At 62.8% G+C, this 16,436-nt stretch carries 14 protein-coding genes; 10 read left to right on the top strand and 4 right to left on the bottom strand.

What is annotated here, in order from left to right:
• The first annotated feature begins 308 nt into the window (after window positions 1-308).
• The 3 genes from EJ066_RS24920 (at window position 309) to EJ066_RS24910 (ending at window position 4,371) form a co-directional block, all read left to right on the top strand.
• Window positions 309-1,544, top strand: coding sequence for an OmpP1/FadL family transporter (locus EJ066_RS24920; protein WP_126042616.1), 1,236 nt, complete (start codon window positions 309-311; stop codon window positions 1,542-1,544).
• 276 nt (window positions 1,545-1,820) lie between these two features.
• Window positions 1,821-3,545, top strand: coding sequence for a dihydroxy-acid dehydratase (gene ilvD, locus EJ066_RS24915; RefSeq protein ID WP_126042615.1), 1,725 nt, complete (start codon window positions 1,821-1,823; stop codon window positions 3,543-3,545).
• Window positions 3,532-4,371, top strand: a complete 840-nt coding sequence (locus EJ066_RS24910; protein WP_126042614.1) for a tetratricopeptide repeat protein — start codon at window positions 3,532-3,534, stop codon at window positions 4,369-4,371. Before ilvD ends, EJ066_RS24910 begins: the two co-directional genes overlap by 14 nt.
• A gap of 82 nt (window positions 4,372-4,453) precedes the next feature.
• Here the strand turns inward: EJ066_RS24910 and EJ066_RS24905 are convergent, their stop codons facing one another.
• The 4 genes from EJ066_RS24905 to erpA all read right to left on the bottom strand — a co-directional run bounded on the left by EJ066_RS24905 (window position 4,454) and on the right by erpA (window position 6,396).
• Complete coding sequence (locus tag EJ066_RS24905; protein WP_126042613.1) at window positions 4,454-4,765, bottom strand: hypothetical protein; 312 nt, start codon at window positions 4,763-4,765, stop codon at window positions 4,454-4,456.
• A gap of 76 nt (window positions 4,766-4,841) precedes the next feature.
• Window positions 4,842-5,636 carry an exodeoxyribonuclease III gene (gene xth, locus EJ066_RS24900; RefSeq protein WP_126042612.1) on the bottom strand — a complete coding sequence of 265 codons (795 nt, stop codon included), beginning with the start codon at window positions 5,634-5,636 and terminating at the stop codon, window positions 4,842-4,844.
• Window positions 5,633-6,046: a VOC family protein gene (locus EJ066_RS24895; RefSeq protein WP_126042611.1), complete on the bottom strand. Its 414-nt coding sequence runs from the start codon at window positions 6,044-6,046 to the stop codon at window positions 5,633-5,635. Before EJ066_RS24895 ends, xth begins: the two co-directional genes overlap by 4 nt.
• A 2-nt stretch (window positions 6,047-6,048) precedes the next feature.
• Complete coding sequence (gene erpA, locus EJ066_RS24890; protein ID WP_126042610.1) at window positions 6,049-6,396, bottom strand: iron-sulfur cluster insertion protein ErpA; 348 nt, start codon at window positions 6,394-6,396, stop codon at window positions 6,049-6,051.
• 73 nt (window positions 6,397-6,469) lie between these two features.
• On the opposite strand from erpA, the gene EJ066_RS24885 reads away from it, so the two are divergent.
• From EJ066_RS24885 to EJ066_RS24855, 7 genes are all read left to right on the top strand, one after another.
• Complete coding sequence (locus EJ066_RS24885; protein ID WP_126042609.1) at window positions 6,470-7,684, top strand: deoxyguanosinetriphosphate triphosphohydrolase; 1,215 nt, start codon at window positions 6,470-6,472, stop codon at window positions 7,682-7,684.
• Window positions 7,685-7,746: 62 nt separating this feature from the next.
• Window positions 7,747-9,504: an arginine--tRNA ligase gene (gene argS, locus EJ066_RS24880; protein ID WP_126042608.1), complete on the top strand. Its 1,758-nt coding sequence runs from the start codon at window positions 7,747-7,749 to the stop codon at window positions 9,502-9,504.
• Window positions 9,505-9,607: 103 nt separating this feature from the next.
• A complete protein-coding gene (locus EJ066_RS24875; RefSeq protein WP_126042607.1) occupies window positions 9,608-13,198 on the top strand; it encodes an SPOR domain-containing protein in 3,591 nt (1,196 codons plus the stop codon).
• A gap of 130 nt (window positions 13,199-13,328) precedes the next feature.
• The gene (gene nagZ / locus EJ066_RS24870; protein WP_126042606.1) at window positions 13,329-14,348 is read left to right on the top strand and encodes a beta-N-acetylhexosaminidase; all 1,020 of its coding nucleotides are present in this window, start codon (window positions 13,329-13,331) and stop codon (window positions 14,346-14,348) included.
• Window positions 14,349-14,403: 55 nt separating this feature from the next.
• Window positions 14,404-15,207, top strand: coding sequence for a ScpA family protein (locus tag EJ066_RS24865; protein ID WP_126044034.1), 804 nt, complete (start codon window positions 14,404-14,406; stop codon window positions 15,205-15,207).
• Window positions 15,204-15,995 (top strand): SMC-Scp complex subunit ScpB, encoded by a 792-nt coding sequence (gene scpB / locus EJ066_RS24860; protein WP_126042605.1) that lies wholly within the window; start codon window positions 15,204-15,206, stop codon window positions 15,993-15,995. Before EJ066_RS24865 ends, scpB begins: the two co-directional genes overlap by 4 nt.
• Before the next feature lie 181 nt (window positions 15,996-16,176).
• The gene (locus EJ066_RS24855; RefSeq protein WP_013895102.1) at window positions 16,177-16,398 is read left to right on the top strand and encodes a twin-arginine translocase TatA/TatE family subunit; all 222 of its coding nucleotides are present in this window, start codon (window positions 16,177-16,179) and stop codon (window positions 16,396-16,398) included.
• The last annotated feature ends 38 nt before the right edge of the window (window positions 16,399-16,436 follow it).

Genomic DNA, 16,436 nt, shown 5'->3' with positions numbered 1-16,436 from the left:
ACGAAAATAGGCATTCCGCAGCGTAAATCTTGACGTAAACGGAATGTTTTGGCCCCATTGTTGCCATAATGTAACAATGGGCCTGATCCTCGCAAAACGGGCCGTTTTTGCGTCGTTCTATGCTGGTTTTCCGGATTTTTTCGTCGATTTGCATCCTAATGGGCCATTTTCTGGCCTTGTCATGAAAGCTGTCACTTTGCCCAGAATACGATCGGCGAAGGCGTACGTGTACGCATCGAGAATTCGTTGTTGCGACGTTAACCTGAATTGGTTCTAGCTTGGTCCATTCGTATTCGGGAGGGACATTCATGAGTAATTTGCGTCTGAAAGCGCTGCTGGGGGCAGGGTGCTTTTCGCTATCCATTTTCGGCGTTGCGAACGCGGGCGGCTTCGACCGGGGCGGTGTCAACATCGACCAGTTGTTCGATGCCGCGCCATATTCGTTCGATGCCGGCGTCACCTATGTTTCGCCACAGCGCACACTGAAGAATGTGCAGCGCTTGGATGGCTCGGGAATGTCGACGTCGAAAGTGGATGTTGAGGGCGACTATGCGGTACCCCGCATCGGTTTCAAGGCCAACATCTTTGAACCAGTGGATTGTCTTGCGACCTATACGGAACCGTATGGTGCGGAGGCAGACTTCGGCATGAACAACGCCTATTCGCCAACGGCGGTCAAATACTATGTCAAAACAAATGATTTCGGCCTTACCTGTTCCTACAAGATAAATGTCGGCAAGGGCGCCATCCGGTTCATCGGCGGCGTCTCCTACCAGGAGGTCGAAGCGTTTCTGTCCCGCCAGACGCTGCTGGCCTTCGGCAATACCGGCCTCGGCAAATTCAAGCTTTCCGATGAGGCATGGGGTTGGCGCGCGGGCGCCGCCTATGAAATTCCCGAGATCGCCTTGCGCGCAAGCTTGATGTACTATTCGAGCTACAAATATGACGGACTGTCGGGAACCGTCGACACGACCGGTTTCAGGGGCGCCCCTCCGGCGGATCTGGTTCCAGGCTCTACAGGAGTCTTCCCTGTCTCCGCATCCGCCGAGATTCCCCAGGCCGTGGAATTCAAGCTGCAGAGCGGTATAGCTCCTGGCTGGTTGGCCTTCGGCTCGGTTCGTTGGCAGCAGTGGAGCAATCTTGGTATCATTCCAATCAAAGGAGTCCGTAGTCCGGTAACCGGTGGCATACCTGGTTCACCAGACTCTGCCACTTCTTTCGACCTACTCTATCGCGACGGCTGGACGATTTCGGGCGGTATAGCTCACAAGTTCACCGACCAATTGTCGGGCGCGGTTTCGCTGACCTGGGATCGTGGAACCTCGACGACTTCCGGCTATCAGTCGGACACCTGGTCCGTGGCCAGCGGCATCTCCTATTCGCCGAACGAAAAGATCGAGGTCAGACTTGGTGGCTCGATCGGCGTGCTGACCAGCGGATCGTCGACCTTCACCGGTGCTGGCGACACGGCAAATGCCATTACCTACACATACGGCGACGATCTGCTCCTTGCTGGCTCGGCTTCGGTCAAGATCAAGTTCTAAGTATAGGTTTTCAATAACAAAAAGGCCGGGCAATGCGCGGCCTTTTTGTTTGAGCGGCTTTCCCGGCATCCGTCTGGCGTTGCAAATACACCGCCCCTTGCCTCCTGCGATCGTGACGTTTTGGCAACAGTTTGCGAGCAACGCTCGCGCCGCGAGGGCAGCAGGGGACATTGCCTATTTCCCGCCATAAACCCGGCGCACCTCGAATTTGTCTCAGAACACGTGCCAAAAGGCCCGGCAATGGGGCAGGCCGCATCGCCCGCGGCGAGGAAGAGTATGGACGCCAGAGTCATCTCCAAGGCCAAACTGCCCAGCCGCTATGTGACCGTCGGCCCGGCGCGCGCGCCGCACCGCTCCTATCTCTATGCGATGGGATTGTCGGCGGCCGAGATCGCGCAGCCGCTGGTCGGTGTCGCGAGCTGCTGGAACGAGGCGGCGCCCTGCAACATCTCGCTCATGCGCCAGGCGCAGGTGGTCAAGAAGGGCGTCGCCGCGGCTAACGGCACGCCGCGCGAATTCTGCACCATCACCGTCACCGACGGCATCGCCATGGGCCATCAGGGCATGAAATCGTCGCTGGTGTCGCGCGAGGTCATTGCCGATTCGGTCGAACTCACCATGCGCGGCCATTGCTACGATGCACTGGTCGGCCTTGCCGGTTGCGACAAGTCGCTGCCCGGCATGATGATGGCCATGGTGCGGCTCAACGTGCCGTCTATCTTCATCTATGGCGGCTCGATCCTGCCCGGTTCCTACAAAGGCCGGCAGATCACCGTGCAGGACGTGTTCGAGGCCGTCGGCCAGCACTCGGTCGGCACGATCGATGACGCCGAACTTCTTGAAATCGAACAAGCCGCCTGTCCGTCGGCCGGCTCTTGCGGCGCCCAGTTCACCGCCAACACCATGGCCACGGTCGCCGAGGCCATCGGCCTGGCGCTGCCCTATTCCTGCGGGGCGCCGGCGCCTTACGAGATGCGCGACCGCTTCAATTTCGCCTCGGGCGAAAAGATCATGGAGCTGATCGCAAAGAATATCCGCCCGCGCGACATCGTCACGCTAAAGGCGCTGGAGAATGCCGCGACCGTGGTTTCGGCCACCGGCGGTTCGACCAACGCGGCGCTGCATTTGCCGGCGATCGCGCATGAAGCCGGAATAAAGTTCGACCTCTTCGACGTGGCCAGGATCTTCGAGAAGACGCCCTATATCGCCGACCTGAAGCCGGGCGGCAAATATGTCGCCAAGGACATGTTCGAGGCCGGTGGCATTCCGCTTTTGATGAAGACGTTGCTCGACCATGGCTATCTGCATGGCGACTGCCTGACGGTGACCGGCCGCACTTTAGCCGAAAATATGGAGCACGTAGCCTGGAATGATAGCCAGGATGTGGTCCGTCCCGCCAACCGACCAATCACCCAAACGGGTGGCGTCGTGGGTTTGAAGGGAAACCTTGCCCCCGAAGGCGCGATCGTGAAGGTCGCGGGCATGTCGGAGCTGAAATTCTCGGGTCCGGCACGCTGCTTCGATTCGGAAGAGGAATGTTTCGAGGCGGTTACGGATCGCAGCTACAGGGAGGGCGAGGTCCTCGTCATCCGCTATGAGGGGCCGCGCGGCGGTCCGGGCATGCGGGAAATGCTTTCGACGACGGCGGCTCTCTATGGCCAGGGCATGGGCGGCAAGGTGGCTCTCATCACCGACGGACGTTTTTCGGGCGCGACACGCGGTTTCTGCATCGGCCATGTCGGGCCGGAAGCCGCCGTCGGCGGTCCGATCGGGTTGGTGAAGAATGGCGATGTGATCTCGATCGACGCGGTGAACGGCACGATCGAGGTTGATCTGTCCGACACCGAACTGGCGGCGCGGGCAAAGGCATGGAAGGCGCGCGCAACCGACTATCAGTCGGGCGCGATCTGGAAATATGCGCAAACGGTAGGGTCTGCGCGCGACGGCGCGGTCACCCATCCCGGCGGTGCGAAAGAAACACACTGTTATGCGGATATCTGAGTTGCTGAGGTCGTCTGTCTTTTCGGCACTGGTCGCGATCGCCACTTTTGGCGCGACCTTGGGCGCCGTAGGCCAGGCCATGGCCTTCGACGACAAGGTGTTCGACGATAAGACCGGCGTGAAGCCGCAGTCCAGCCCGTGGGCGGTGTTCCAGTTCGGTTTCTCCGCCTACAAGAACGGCCGCAAGGAGCAGGCCGCGGAGGCCTATAAATACGCGGCCGAAAACGGCCAGATCGGCGCCACCTGGAAGCTTGCGCGCATGTATGCCGAGGGTGACGGCGTGGAGCGCGACGATTACGCGGCGTTCAAGTTCTTCAGCGAGATCGTCGACCAGGACGTCGAGCCCGGTTCGCCGGAAGAGAGCTATGTATCGGACGCGCTCGTGGCGCTCGGCGACTATCTGAGGAAGGGCATCCCCGGCAGCCCCATCACAGAGGACGAAGTGGCGGCCCAGGAATATTACATGCGCGCCGCCGCCAACTACCGCAATCCGAACGCCCAGTTCGAGATGGGCCAGATGTTCCTGAGTGGCAAGGGCGGCGTCAAGGCCAGCATCAAGCAGGCCGGGCGCTGGTTCCAGCTCGCCGCGGAAAAGGGCCATGCCGGTGCGCAAGCGACGCTCGGCAACCTGCTCTTCCAGAGCGGCAAGATCGTTCGGGGGCTGGCGATGATGACCGCGGCACTTGAGCGGGCCTCACCCGCCGACCGGCCGTGGATACGCGGCATGCAGGAAGAGGCGTTTGCCGCGGCCGGCGAGGCCGACCGCCGCACCGCGATTTCGCTGGCCGGTGACATCCTCACCAAAGGTGGCGGCGGCGACCAGTAGGTGCTGCTCGCTGGGGACAAGACTATCCGAACTCTTTGAGTGGCGAATTCCGTTTCGAAGCGTTGCGTCGGCTGCTCAGAGATCAATTCTCGGTCGGCCCGTCCGGAACCGGGCTTGGCGCCGGTGTCGAGATTGGCGTGGTGCGTGGCGCCGGCTTGGTTCCCTGGCACTCGTCGTCTACCTTCGCCCACGACGTGTTGTTGAGCACCATGTCGCAGCGGGCGAGGTGGCTTTTGCCGGAAAGCCTCAGGCAGGCGACCTGACCGATCGGGAACGATTTTCCGTTGGCCAGGCAGTGCGGGTCGCCAAGAGCCGGCGTTGCCGCAGCCATGGCAAGCGCGCAGCCGATCGGACAGAGAGCAAATCGAATAGTCATGGGAACCCCAGCCACCATGATGATTTCTCATCAAACGCGCGATTTGTGGCGATAAGAGGTCAACATTATCAATGTGCTGCCGGACAACCGTCGATCAAGCAGGCAGCAGCGCCAGTTCGATAGCCACCGGTACGTGGTCGGAGGGTTTTTCCCAAGCGCGCACATGCTTTTCGATCGAGGCTGCGGAAAAGCGGTTGGCGGCCTCCGGCGAGAGCAGCAGGTGATCGATGCGGATGCCGTTGTTCTTTTGCCAGGCGCCGGCCTGATAATCCCAGAAAGTGTAGGTGTCGCCCGCGTCGGTGACCGCGCGTACGGCTTCGGTGAAGCCGAGATGCTTCAGCCGGCGGAACGCCTGCCGCGTCTGCGGCTGGAACAGCGCGTCGCCCAGCCAGTTCTCCGGGAATCTGGCGTCGATCGCTTCGGGGATGACATTGTAGTCGCCGGCCAGCACCAGCGCCTCTTCGAGCAGAAGCCGCTCCTGCGCCCAGCGCTCCAACCGCGCCATCCAGGACAGCTTAAAGGGAAACTTCTTCTCGTCGTCGATCGGGTTGCCGTTCGGCAGGTAGAGCGAGACGACGCGCAACGCGCCCTTGTCGGTCGAGAATACGCCCTCGATGAAACGCGCCTGCTCGTCGGCGTCGTCGCCCGGCAGGCCGCGATTGACTTCGTCGAAGCGCAGCTTCGACAGGATGGCGACGCCGTTGAAGCCCTTCTGGCCATGGGTTTCGACATTGTAGCCGAGCGCCTCGATCTCGGCGCGCGGAAACTGCTCGTCGACGGTCTTGATCTCCTGCAGGCAGGCGATATCAGGCGCGCTTTCCGTCAGCCAATGGGTCAAATTGCCGATGCGGGCCCGAACGCCGTTGATGTTCCAGGTGACGATTTTCATGACGGCCTCACTGATGTTTCGGGCTGTTCCGGCGGATGGCGTTCGACGAGCCCGATCGTATTGCCTGCCGGGTCCTTTAGGAAGGCCATCCATTCGCTTTCCCCCGCCGGCCCGAACAGGCCTTCTGTGTCGCGATGGACAAGCATTGGCGGCGCGGTGAAGGGGACACCGGCGGCTTTCGCCGAGGCGTGGAAATGGTCAAGGCCTGATATGTCGAGATAGACGGTGCCGGCCGGCAGGCCATCGGTGAACAACAGGCGCACGTTGCCCGCCATGATGAAGGCGATGCCGGGCGGATCGAAGCGCACGTGCAGGCTCATGCCGAGCACGTCGCGCCAGAACGCCAGCGTTGCGTCCAGATCGCGCCCGGCCGAAAGCGCGACCTGACGGACCGCGCCGACGCCAGGCATTTCTATATGCTGAAGCTGGTGCCGCAGCCGCAGGAGGCGACCGCATTCGGGTTCTTGATCTGGAACGACTGGCCCATCAAATCGTCGACGAAATCGATCACCGAACCGCCCATATAGACCAGCGAAAGGTCGTCGATCAGAACGGTGGCGCCGTCCTTCTCGATGGCGACGTCGTCGTCGTTGCGGGTGTCGACCAGGTCGAACTTGTAGGAAAAGCCGGAACAGCCGCCGCCCTCGACCGAAACGCGCAACGCCGTCTTGCCGGCTTCGCCCGATACAATCTTCGCGATCCGCCTGGCGGCGGCGTCGGTCATCTCGACTTTCATGGCGGTCTTGGCATCAGCGCCCATGGGCGTCACCTTGCTTTCGGTTTCACATGATAGGTATGAAGCGCAAGGAGGCAAGTCAACTGCGGTATCGGCGATGACCAACGAGTTGGGCGACATCGGATTCGGCTATCGGCCGCGCGCGGCCTATGCCTGCGATCCGGCACAGTCGCGCGGGCGGCTGTTCGACGAGGTGGAGAGCCCGACCCGAACGCCGTTCCAGCGCGACCGCGACCGCATCATCCATTCGACGGCCTTTCGCCGGCTGAAGCACAAGACACAGGTGTTCGTCGCGCATGAGGGCGACCATTACCGCACCCGGCTGACGCATTCGATCGAGGTGGCGCAGATTGCGCGCGCCCTGGCGCGGGCGCTGCGCGGCGACGAGGATCTGGCCGAGGCCGTCGCCCTGGTGCACGATTTCGGTCACACGCCCTTCGGCCACACCGGCGAGGACGCGCTGAACGAGAAGATGGCCGCCTGGGGCGGCTTCGACCACAATGCGCAATCGCTGCGCGTGGTGACGCGGCTGGAGAGCCGCTATGCCGAGTTCGACGGGCTGAACCTCACCTGGGAAACATTGGAGGGGCTGGTCAAGCACAACGGACCGCTGACCGACGCCGCCGGAAAGGGCCTGAAGGGGCCGGTGCCGCAAGCGATCCGCGATTATTCGGAGTTGCACGACCTCGAACTCGACCGCTTCGCCGGCATCGAGGCGCAGTGCGCGGCGATCGCCGACGACATCGCCTACAACACCCATGACATCGATGACGGCCTGAGATCCGGCTTCCTGACGCTGGACATGCTGGAAAAGGTCTCGCTGCCGGGTTCGATCCTCGAAGGCGTGCGTCAGCGCTATCCGGCGCTCGACGACGTGCGCACCGGCCACGAACTGATGCGCAGGCAGATCACGATGATGGTCGAAGATGTTATCATATCGACAACCGCCAATCTGGACCGCATCCAGCCGGAGAGCGCCGACGCGGTGAGGGCTGCGGGCGAGACGATGGTCACCTTTTCCGTCGAAATGGCCGCGTTCGAAAAGGAGTTGAAGGCTTTTCTCTACACGCACCTCTACCGGCACAGCGAAGTCATGCGCGTGCGCAACGATGCCGAGCAGATCGTCAAGAACCTGTTCGATGCCTATTTCGCCGATCCGCGCGCCATGCCCGATGGCTGGCGCGAGGGGCTCGACCGGGCGGACGATCGCATCAAGGCGCGCAGCGTTGCCGATTTCCTGGCGGGCATGACGGATACCTACGCTTTGAAGGAACACCGCCGTTTGTTTGACCATACGCCTGAATTAAGCTAGGGCGGGCTCGATTTTGCCGGCCAATGAGCCGGATCCCTGCAATACCGCCAGAGCCACACCAAATGAACATCTTCGCCGATTTCACCGCGCGAATCATCAGAGCTGTCGAAGCGCTTGATTTGAAAGACAAGGACGGCGGTTCGCTGGACCTGTCGCGCATCGCCGTCGAGCCGCCGCGCGACGCCAGTCATGGCGACCTGGCGACCAATGCGGCGATGGTGCTGGCCAAGCCGACAGGCCAGAATCCACGCGCACTGGCCGAAAGGCTGGCGCAGGCGCTGCGCGCCGACAGCGACATCGCCGCCGCCGACATTGCCGGTCCGGGCTTCGTCAATCTCAGGCTCAAGGACGCATTCTGGCAGGCGCATCTGACCGCGCTGCTCGGCGAGGGCCGCAATTATGGCCGCTCGACGGTCGGCGGCGGCAGGAAGGCCAATGTCGAATATGTCTCGGCCAACCCAACCGGGCCGATGCATGTCGGTCATTGCCGTGGCGCCGTGGTAGGTGACGCGCTCGCCAATCTGATGGCCTTCGCCGGCTACGACGTGACCAAGGAATATGTCATCAACGATGCCGGCACGCAGATCGACGTGCTCGGCCGATCGGTCATGCTGCGCTACCGCGAGGCGCTCGGCGACGACATCGGCGAAATACCGGCCGGGCTTTATCCGGGCGATTATCTGATCCCGGTTGGCCAGGCGTTGGCCGGCGAATTCGGCCGCTCCTTGCTGCAGATGCCCGACGAGGAAGCGCTTGCCATCGTCAAGGACCGGTCGATCGACGCGATGATGGCGATGATCCGCGCGGATCTGGCGCTGCTCAACGTTCATCACGACGTCTTTTTCTCGGAGCGCACGCTGCATGCCGACAACGCCCGAAAAATCCGCTCGGCCATCGCCGACCTGACGCTCAAGGGGCATATCTACAAGGGCAAGCTGCCGCCGCCCAAGGGCGAGAAGCCGGACGACTGGGAGGATCGCGAGCAGACGCTGTTCCGCTCGACGGCGGTCGGCGACGACATGGACCGGGCGCTGGTCAAGTCGGACGGCACCTTCACCTATTTCGCCGCGGACGTCGCCTATTTGAAGGACAAGGTCGGCCGCGGCTTCGTCGAGCTGATCTATGTGCTTGGCGCCGATCATGGCGGCTATGTGAAGCGCCTGGAAGCGCTCGCCCGGGCGATCGCCGGCGACGAGGTGAAGCTCACCGTACTGCTTTGCCAGTTGGTGAAGCTTTTTCGCGACGGCGAGCCGGTGCGCATGTCGAAGCGGTCGGGCGATTTCGTGACCCTGCGCGAAGTGGTGGAGGAGGTCGGCCGCGATCCGATCCGTTTCATGATGCTCTACCGCAAGAACGATGCGCCGCTCGATTTCGACTTCGCCAAGGTGACTGAGCAGTCGAAGGACAATCCGGTGTTCTACGTCCAGTACGCTTCGGCGCGCTGCCATTCGGTGTTCCGCCAAGCCAGCGAGCAGTTGGGCGAGGCCAATTTCGACCGCAATCGGCTGGCGGCAGCCACCGCTTCGCTGACCGACGAAGGCGAGATCGGCCTGATCCGGAAGCTCGCGGAATATCCGCGGCTGATCGAATCCGCGGCACTTGCGCTCGAGCCGCACCGGCTGGCATTCTACCTCTATGATCTCGCCTCCAGCTTCCACGGACATTGGAACCGCGGCACCGAGAATCCCGACTTACGTTTTGTTAAGGTTAACGACCGACAATTGACGCATGCCAGACTAGGGCTGGTGCAGGCTGTTTCGGACGTTTTGACGTCCGGCCTGACGCTGATCGGAGCGGATGCGCCCACCGAAATGCGTTAGGTTTGTCTAAAAAACCTGTCACCTTTTGCCCACATTGCGCTGGTAAGGGCCAACCCTACGCGACGTCCATGGCGTCCGAATGAGTGCGAGTTCGGGAACAATAATGGCAGACAGAACCCAGCTGAGAGCAGCCGCCCAAAACGATATCGCCGACGATGATCCGTTCGCGGAACTGACCAGGATCATGGGGTTTGACCCGCGCCAGCCGGTCAAGCCGCAGGCCCAGCCGAAGGCGGCTCCCGCCAGTCAGCCGATGGACGAGGGCGATTTCGACATCGACCTCGAGAAGGAGTTGATGGGCGAATTCGGCGCCGACGACAATGACGGCGCCGCCGAGGTTCGCGAGCCGGCTTTCAACGCGGCTGCCCCTGACGCAGTGGACGACGAGCTTGCCGCGTCGCTCGAACAGGATTTCCCGCTGTATGACGACGCGGCCGACGAAGCCGCCCATGCCGTTGCTGCCGGTCAGGCGCATTCTGGGGCTGCCGAAGCATCCGCGCCGGCCCTTGAATCTGCTTTCGATGACGGTTTCGACGATGCGCTCGCCAGTTCGCTCGAAGACGTCTCGCCATTCGAAGATGATTTGCCGGTAGACGACGAGCTTGCCGCATCGCTCGAACAGGATTTCCTGCTGTATGACGACGCGGCCGACGAGGCTGAACAGAATACTGCCGCCGCCGACGTTTCCGCGTCGCGCGCCGAGCCCGTCTTGGACGATGACTTCGACAATGCCGTCGCAGGCTCGCTCGAAGACGAGTTGATGCTGGACGAGCATGTGCCGGTGGAGAGCGCCGCCAACGTTTTCGCGTCGCGCGCCGAACCCGTCTTGGACGATGAATTCGACAACGCGGTCGCAAGCTCGCTCGAAGACGAGCTGATGCTGGACGAACACGTGCCGATGGAGAGCGCCGCCGAAGCTGCTGAAGCCTCCGCGCCGGCCGCCGAGCCCGCCTTGGACGATGAATTCGACAACGCGGTCGCAAGCTCGCTCGAAGACGAGCTGATGTTCGATGACCATGTGCCGACGGAGCACGCCGCCGTCGATGCTCCTGCTGCGCCTGTTCGGGCTGTTTCGGATGAGTCGGACGAGGACTTTGCCAGCCAATTCGACGACGCCATGGCCGATGTCGATATGGATTTCGACGTTCGAACGGATGAGCCAGTCGAGATCGACGAGCCCGAAATTGACGAACCGGAGACTATCGCCGCCAAGGACGAGCCTTCCGCCGCACCCTCGGAAGATGCGTTCGATGACGATTTCGATTTGCGCTTCGACGACGTGCTTGCCGAGGAAGCCGAAGAGCCGGTCGCGCAGGCCTCCGGCTTTGCGGCCCCGCCGACGGCGCCAGCCCACGTCGCTGACGAGCGGAGCCTCGAAGACGAATTAAACGCGCTGTTAGGCACCATGAGCACACGGGCTGCTCCCGTGGCCGTGCCCGAATCCGCCATGATTCAGCAGCCTGTGGCCGAGGCTGAAAGAGCCGCCGACAAACCAAGGGATATTGTCGACGACCTGGATTGGAGCCTTGACGAGCAAGCCCCTTCGGCGCCGTCGGATGACGACGCGGTTCAGTCCGCCGACGCCGATCTCGACGCCGTTCTCCTCGATGAGCTCGAGGGCCAGGATTTCGATGCTGAAGATGCCGCCGAGTCGGCCGATGTTGATTTCGACGACGATGAATTGCATGCCGCCTTCGCCAAGGACATCGGTCTGGATCATGGCGACGGCGATAGGGGTGCGACATCCGCTTCCCAGGAGGATTCGGATGAATCGCTCAACTGGCTGGCGGCACGGCCCGCCCCGCCGGCGCCGGCCCGTTCGTGGAGCCGCGTAACGCCGGTCGCACAGTCGCAGCAGCCTGCCTTTGCGGCCCAACCGACGGCTTCGGCGAAGACCACAGAAGTGGCTTCGGCGAAGACCACGGAAGCCACGCCGCCCATGGCTGCGGCACCGTCCTATCAGGAAGAGCCGGCCTATCAGGACGAGCCGGCCTATCAGGAAGAGCCGGCCTATCAGGAAGAGCCGGTCGAGGACGATGCCGCCAACGCGGCATCCGCGCCAGCGCAAAGCGAACCGCCTTCGGCGTATGACGAGATGCCCGATCTCGAGACGGTCGATGTGCCCGAGCGCGTCGTGGCGTTGGCGGACGATCTCGATATTCCGGAACTCGACTTCGACGAAGACGAACCGGCGGCGCCTGCCTATGACGATCTTGACACCGAATTCGCCAGCCTTCTCACGGAAATGAATACCGTGGACGTCGCTGCAGCTCCGGCGCGCAGCGCGGCATATGACGATGCATCCGGGTTCCGTTCAGGCGCCGAGTTCAAGTCAGGCTATGAGCCCGACCGCGTCGAAACGCGAACCTATGCGGCGAGGCCCGCAGAAGCGCCCTTCAGTGCGTCCTATGCCGACGCCGCCAGCGGCTTTGATCTGGGCGACTTGCCCGGCGGCCGACCGTCTTCGCAGGCCGACGACTTTGGCTTGGACGAACTCGACTACGACCCCGAACTGGATGAGGCTATGTCGGTTCCCGGCCTGGCCGAGCAGGAGGCCGCGAGGCCCCGGAGCCGTGGCCTGCTGGTTGCCGCAGTCGTTGGCGCCGTGGCGATCGCCGGTGGTATAGGCGCCTTCGCATTGTCTTTCGGCGGCAGCGGCGGCAGCGATGCGCCGGTCATAGTCAAGGCGGACAATGCACCGATCAAGGTCAAGCCGGAAAATCCGGGCGGTACCGTCGTGCCGAACCAGGACAACAAGGTCTATGATGCCGTGGCCAAGGGTGGCGCGAGGCCTGCCGAACCGGTCCAGGAGAAGCTGGTCACCAACACTGAAGAGCCGGTGGACGTGACGGCCAAGGAGCCGCCGCAGAGCCGTGTGGTCGATCTTTCGCCCGACGACATCGACGCGGCTGAAGGCGCCGATGCGATCGGCGGCACGCAAGCGGCCGGAAATGCCGATGCCGCCGCCGCGCCGGCACCCAAGTCCGAAGACCGTATCGCCCAGGTTCTGCAGGAGGCCGACAAGGACATAACGCCCGATGTCGTCGCCGTTGCGCCGCGCAAAGTGAGAACCATGGTCGTCAAGCCCGACGGTTCCCTGGTTGCGCGCGAGGATCCGGCACCTGCGGCACCGCAGGTGGCCGCCGTCGAGCCTGTCGATCCGGCGCCGCAGCATGTGGCCCCGGCGGCCCAGGCCGGCGACGCGGAGCAGACCGGCACGGTGCCGCCTATTGCCGATCAGGCAAGTGGCGACCCAGTGGCCGGCGACCAGATGATCGAAGCCGTCAAGCCGGCAGTCGCGCCCGAGGCCCAAACCGCCCAGCCCGTCAACACGCCGGCCACGGTTCCGGTGGCTCCGCAGCGCCCGTCGGACCAGCCGGTCGATGTCGTCGGCGAGGTCAAGCCCGACCAGGTTGCGTCCATCAGTCCGGCGGCGGCCTCGAACGGCGGTGGCTCGTGGTCGATGCAGATCGCCTCGCAGCCGACCGTCGAAAGCGCTCAGTCGACCTATCGGGATCTGCAGCGCCGCTATGGCAGTGTGCTTTCCGGCCTCACCGCCAACATCGTCAAGGCCGAGATCGCCGGCAAGGGAACGTTCTACCGCGTTCGCGTCCCGGCGAAGTCGCGCAACGATGCGATCAACCTGTGCACCAACTACAAGGCTGCCGGCGGCAACTGCTTCGTGTCGCGCTAGCCAAATCTCCCGTCCTTAGGGGCAAGAACCGGCGCGGTCACAGACCGCGCCTTTTTTGTGGGATTCTGGTTCAATCGCATATGGTTCGATGCGATTCCCTTTGTTCGCGTGAAGCTCTAAACTCCTGCCCATGACCGAATCAAAATCCATGATCCTCGGCTGCGCCGGGAAATCGCTCACACGCGACGAAATCAATTTCTATCGCAATGAATGCCCATGGGGCTTCATCCTGTTTGCGCGCAACATCGGCGAGACCGAGCAGATCCGCGATCTGGTCGCTGCGATGCGTGACTGTGTCGAGCGCCCGGATGCCCCGGTGTTCATCGACCAGGAAGGCGGCCGGGTGCAGCGCCTGCGGCCGCCACTGGCGCCGAATTATCCGGCCGGCGGCGCGCTCGGCGTCTTGTGGCGCAACGACCACGACGCCGGCAACCGCGCCGCCTGGCTGATGGCGCGGCTGCATGCCTTCGATCTGCTGCGCTACGGCATATCGGCGGATTGCCTGCCGGTGCTCGACGTGCCGATCGAGGGCGCCAGCGATGTCATCGGCGCGCGCGCCTACGGGAAGGAGCCTCGTGCCGTCATCGAACTGGGTCGCGCGGCGGCGGAAGGATTGATGTCGGGCGGCGTGCTGCCGGTGATGAAGCATATTCCGGGGCATGGACGGGCCTTTGCCGACACGCATTTCGAACTTCCCACCGTCGATGCCTCGATGAGTGACTTGCAGCGGCATGATTTCGCCCCGTTCAGGGAGCTCAATCATTTGCCGATGGCGATGACGGCGCATGTCGTCTACAGCGCGATCGACCCGAAGAACCCGGCCACGACGTCCGGCAAGGTCATTGATGAGATCATCCGCGGCGAAATCGGCTTCGACGGGCTGTTGATGAGCGACGACACCTCGATGAAGGCACTTTCTGGGGATTTCCCGACAAAGGCGGCCGCGATCCTTGCGGCGGGCTGCGATCTGGTCCTTCACTGCAACGGCGTTTTCGAGGAGATGGCCGGCATCGCGTCGCGCACCACGGGGCTTGAAGGCACGTCGCTGCAGCGCGCGCAACGCGCACTGACCTATATCAAGGGTCGCGATCAGGCCGATGAAACCGAGATACGCGCCGAATTCGCCACCTATTTCGACGCGGTGGCCTAGCAAAGGACGGGAAGTGGCGGAAACATTGGACAGTAAGGCCGGCAAGGCCGCCCCGATGGACCGTCTGTGGGCCGCCGAGAACGACGATTCGCGGCTGACCGGCGATCCCGCGCTGGTCGTCGACGTCGCCGGTTTCGAAGGCCCGCTCGACCTCTTGCTGCATCTTGCCCGCAACCAGAAGGTCGATCTGGCGCGCATCTCGATCCTGGCGCTGGCCGAGCAATATCTGGCCTTCATCGAGAAGGTGAGGGCGCTCAGGCTGGAGCTCGCCGCCGACTATCTGGTGATGGCGGCGTGGCTGGCCTTTCTCAAGTCGAAGCTTTTGATCCCCAAGCAACCCGGCGACGACGGCGAGAGCGGCGAGGAATTGGCGGCGGTGCTGCAGTTCCGGCTGAAGCGGCTGGAAGCCATGCGCGACGCTGCGGCTCGGCTGGTCAACCGCAACCGGCTCGGGCGCGACGTGTTTGCACGCGGCATGCCGGAGATGGTCATCGTCGAGAAACGCAACGCCTATTCGGCCTCGCTCTACGATCTGCTGACCGCCTATGCGGCGCAACGTCAGAAGCAGGCGATCACCAATGTGACGATCGCCAGGCGCGGTGTGTGGTCGCTCAAGGACGCGCGCGATGTCCTGACCAGGCTGATCGGCTCGCTTGCCGACTGGACGGCGCTGGATGGCTTCCTGATCGAGTATCTGACCGATCCGGAAGAGCGGCGCACAGCGATCGCCAGCTCCTTTGCGGCAACGCTGGAGCTGGTCCGCGAAGGCAAGGTGGAAATGCGGCAGGACGAGGTGTTCGCGCCGCTCTATCTGCGCGGTCGTGCGCAAGGCATCAGGGCAGTCGAGGTGGCATCATGAGTGAACGCGCCAACGCTTCGGTCATTCCGTTCAAGGTCGACGACGAGGCCGAAGAGGGCGTGCTCGCCGGGACTCCGGCAGAAAATCAGGCCCAGAATCCATTCCAGACTCCTGGCCAGAATCCTGGCGAGCGGCTGCATATGGCGGAAGCCGTGCGCATGGCCGAGGCGATCGTTTTCGCCAGCGCCGAGCCGGTCAGCGAAAAGCAGCTTGCCGCGCGCCTGCCCGACGGCATCAGCATTGCAGCGGCGATGGCTGAACTGCAGCAGATTTATGAGCGGCGCGGGGTCAATCTGGTGCGCGTCGGCGATGCCTGGGCGTTCCGCACCGCCGGCGACCTCGCTTTCCTGATGAGCCGCGACACGGTGCAGCAGAGGAAGCTCTCCCGCGCGGCGCTCGAAGTGCTGGCGATCATCGCCTATCACCAGCCGGTGACGCGCGCCGAAATCGAGGATATCCGCGGCGTCGAAACCTCGAAGGGCACGCTGGACACGCTGATGGAGACCGAATGGGTGAGGATGCGCGGCCGGCGCCGCACGCCCGGCCGTCCCGTCACCTACGGCACCACCGACATCTTCCTCGACCATTTCGCGCTGGAGGAGATCCGCGATCTTCCCGGCATGGAGGAATTGAAGGGCGCCGGGCTGCTTTCGGGCCGCATGCCGTCGAATTTTTCCATTCCGCTGCCGCCGGCCGATCCAGACGCGCTGACCGACGACGAGGATCCGCTGACCGACATCGACCTCGAGGAACTCGGCCTGTTGACGCCGCGCGTCGAGGAAGATTGACCGCAGGTGTGCTGTCGAAACGGCCGGCAGGCGGGGGCTGCGCGGATTCGTAGCGCCTCTCTCGCAACGAAAGTGCGTGACTTCGGCCACTCATTCATAAACTCTGTCGCGGTTGTGTTTGAATCCCAGCGCGAAAACGCATAGATCATCGTCAGAGAAAACATTTCGAGAGAGAGTTGCTATGGGTTCGTTTTCGATTTGGCACTGGATGATCGTGCTGGTGATCGTGCTGCTGGTGTTCGGCCGCGGCAAGATTCCCGAGTTGATGGGTGACATGGCCAAGGGTATCAAGAGCTTCAAGAAGGGCATGGCCGACGACGATGTCGCCGAGGACAAGCGCACCGTCGAGCACCGTGCCGACGAGACCGTTTCGGCAGTGAAGGAAAAGGCCAGCAAGAGCTGAGCCCAAAACTTTAGTCGGCCAAAACTTTAGTCGGAACG

It is taken from the genome of Mesorhizobium sp. M9A.F.Ca.ET.002.03.1.2 (assembly GCF_003952365.1).
Taxonomy (GTDB): Bacteria; Pseudomonadota; Alphaproteobacteria; order Rhizobiales; family Rhizobiaceae; genus Mesorhizobium.
Note: the sequence above shows the minus strand (reverse complement) of the source record. Positions and strands in the feature narration are given on the sequence as shown.

What these genes read in the sequence shown, in the direction of transcription:
- argS (WP_126042608.1), top strand. Translation starts at nt 7,747, where the DNA reads ATGAACATCTTCGCCGATTTCACCGCGCGAATCATCAGAGCTGTCGAA.
- nagZ (WP_126042606.1), top strand. Translation starts at nt 13,329, where the DNA reads ATGACCGAATCAAAATCCATGATCCTCGGCTGCGCCGGGAAATCGCTC.
- scpB (WP_126042605.1), top strand. Translation starts at nt 15,204, where the DNA reads ATGAGTGAACGCGCCAACGCTTCGGTCATTCCGTTCAAGGTCGACGAC.
- EJ066_RS24910 (WP_126042614.1), top strand. Translation starts at nt 3,532, where the DNA reads ATGCGGATATCTGAGTTGCTGAGGTCGTCTGTCTTTTCGGCACTGGTC.
- xth (WP_126042612.1), bottom strand. Translation starts at nt 5,636, where the DNA reads ATGAAAATCGTCACCTGGAACATCAACGGCGTTCGGGCCCGCATCGGC.
- EJ066_RS24865 (WP_126044034.1), top strand. Translation starts at nt 14,404, where the DNA reads ATGGACCGTCTGTGGGCCGCCGAGAACGACGATTCGCGGCTGACCGGC.
- EJ066_RS24905 (WP_126042613.1), bottom strand. Translation starts at nt 4,765, where the DNA reads ATGGTGGCTGGGGTTCCCATGACTATTCGATTTGCTCTCTGTCCGATC.
- EJ066_RS24875 (WP_126042607.1), top strand. Translation starts at nt 9,608, where the DNA reads ATGGCAGACAGAACCCAGCTGAGAGCAGCCGCCCAAAACGATATCGCC.
- ilvD (WP_126042615.1), top strand. Translation starts at nt 1,821, where the DNA reads ATGGACGCCAGAGTCATCTCCAAGGCCAAACTGCCCAGCCGCTATGTG.
- EJ066_RS24855 (WP_013895102.1), top strand. Translation starts at nt 16,177, where the DNA reads ATGGGTTCGTTTTCGATTTGGCACTGGATGATCGTGCTGGTGATCGTG.
- erpA (WP_126042610.1), bottom strand. Translation starts at nt 6,396, where the DNA reads ATGGGCGCTGATGCCAAGACCGCCATGAAAGTCGAGATGACCGACGCC.
- EJ066_RS24895 (WP_126042611.1), bottom strand. Translation starts at nt 6,046, where the DNA reads ATGCCTGGCGTCGGCGCGGTCCGTCAGGTCGCGCTTTCGGCCGGGCGC.
- EJ066_RS24885 (WP_126042609.1), top strand. Translation starts at nt 6,470, where the DNA reads ATGACCAACGAGTTGGGCGACATCGGATTCGGCTATCGGCCGCGCGCG.
- EJ066_RS24920 (WP_126042616.1), top strand. Translation starts at nt 309, where the DNA reads ATGAGTAATTTGCGTCTGAAAGCGCTGCTGGGGGCAGGGTGCTTTTCG.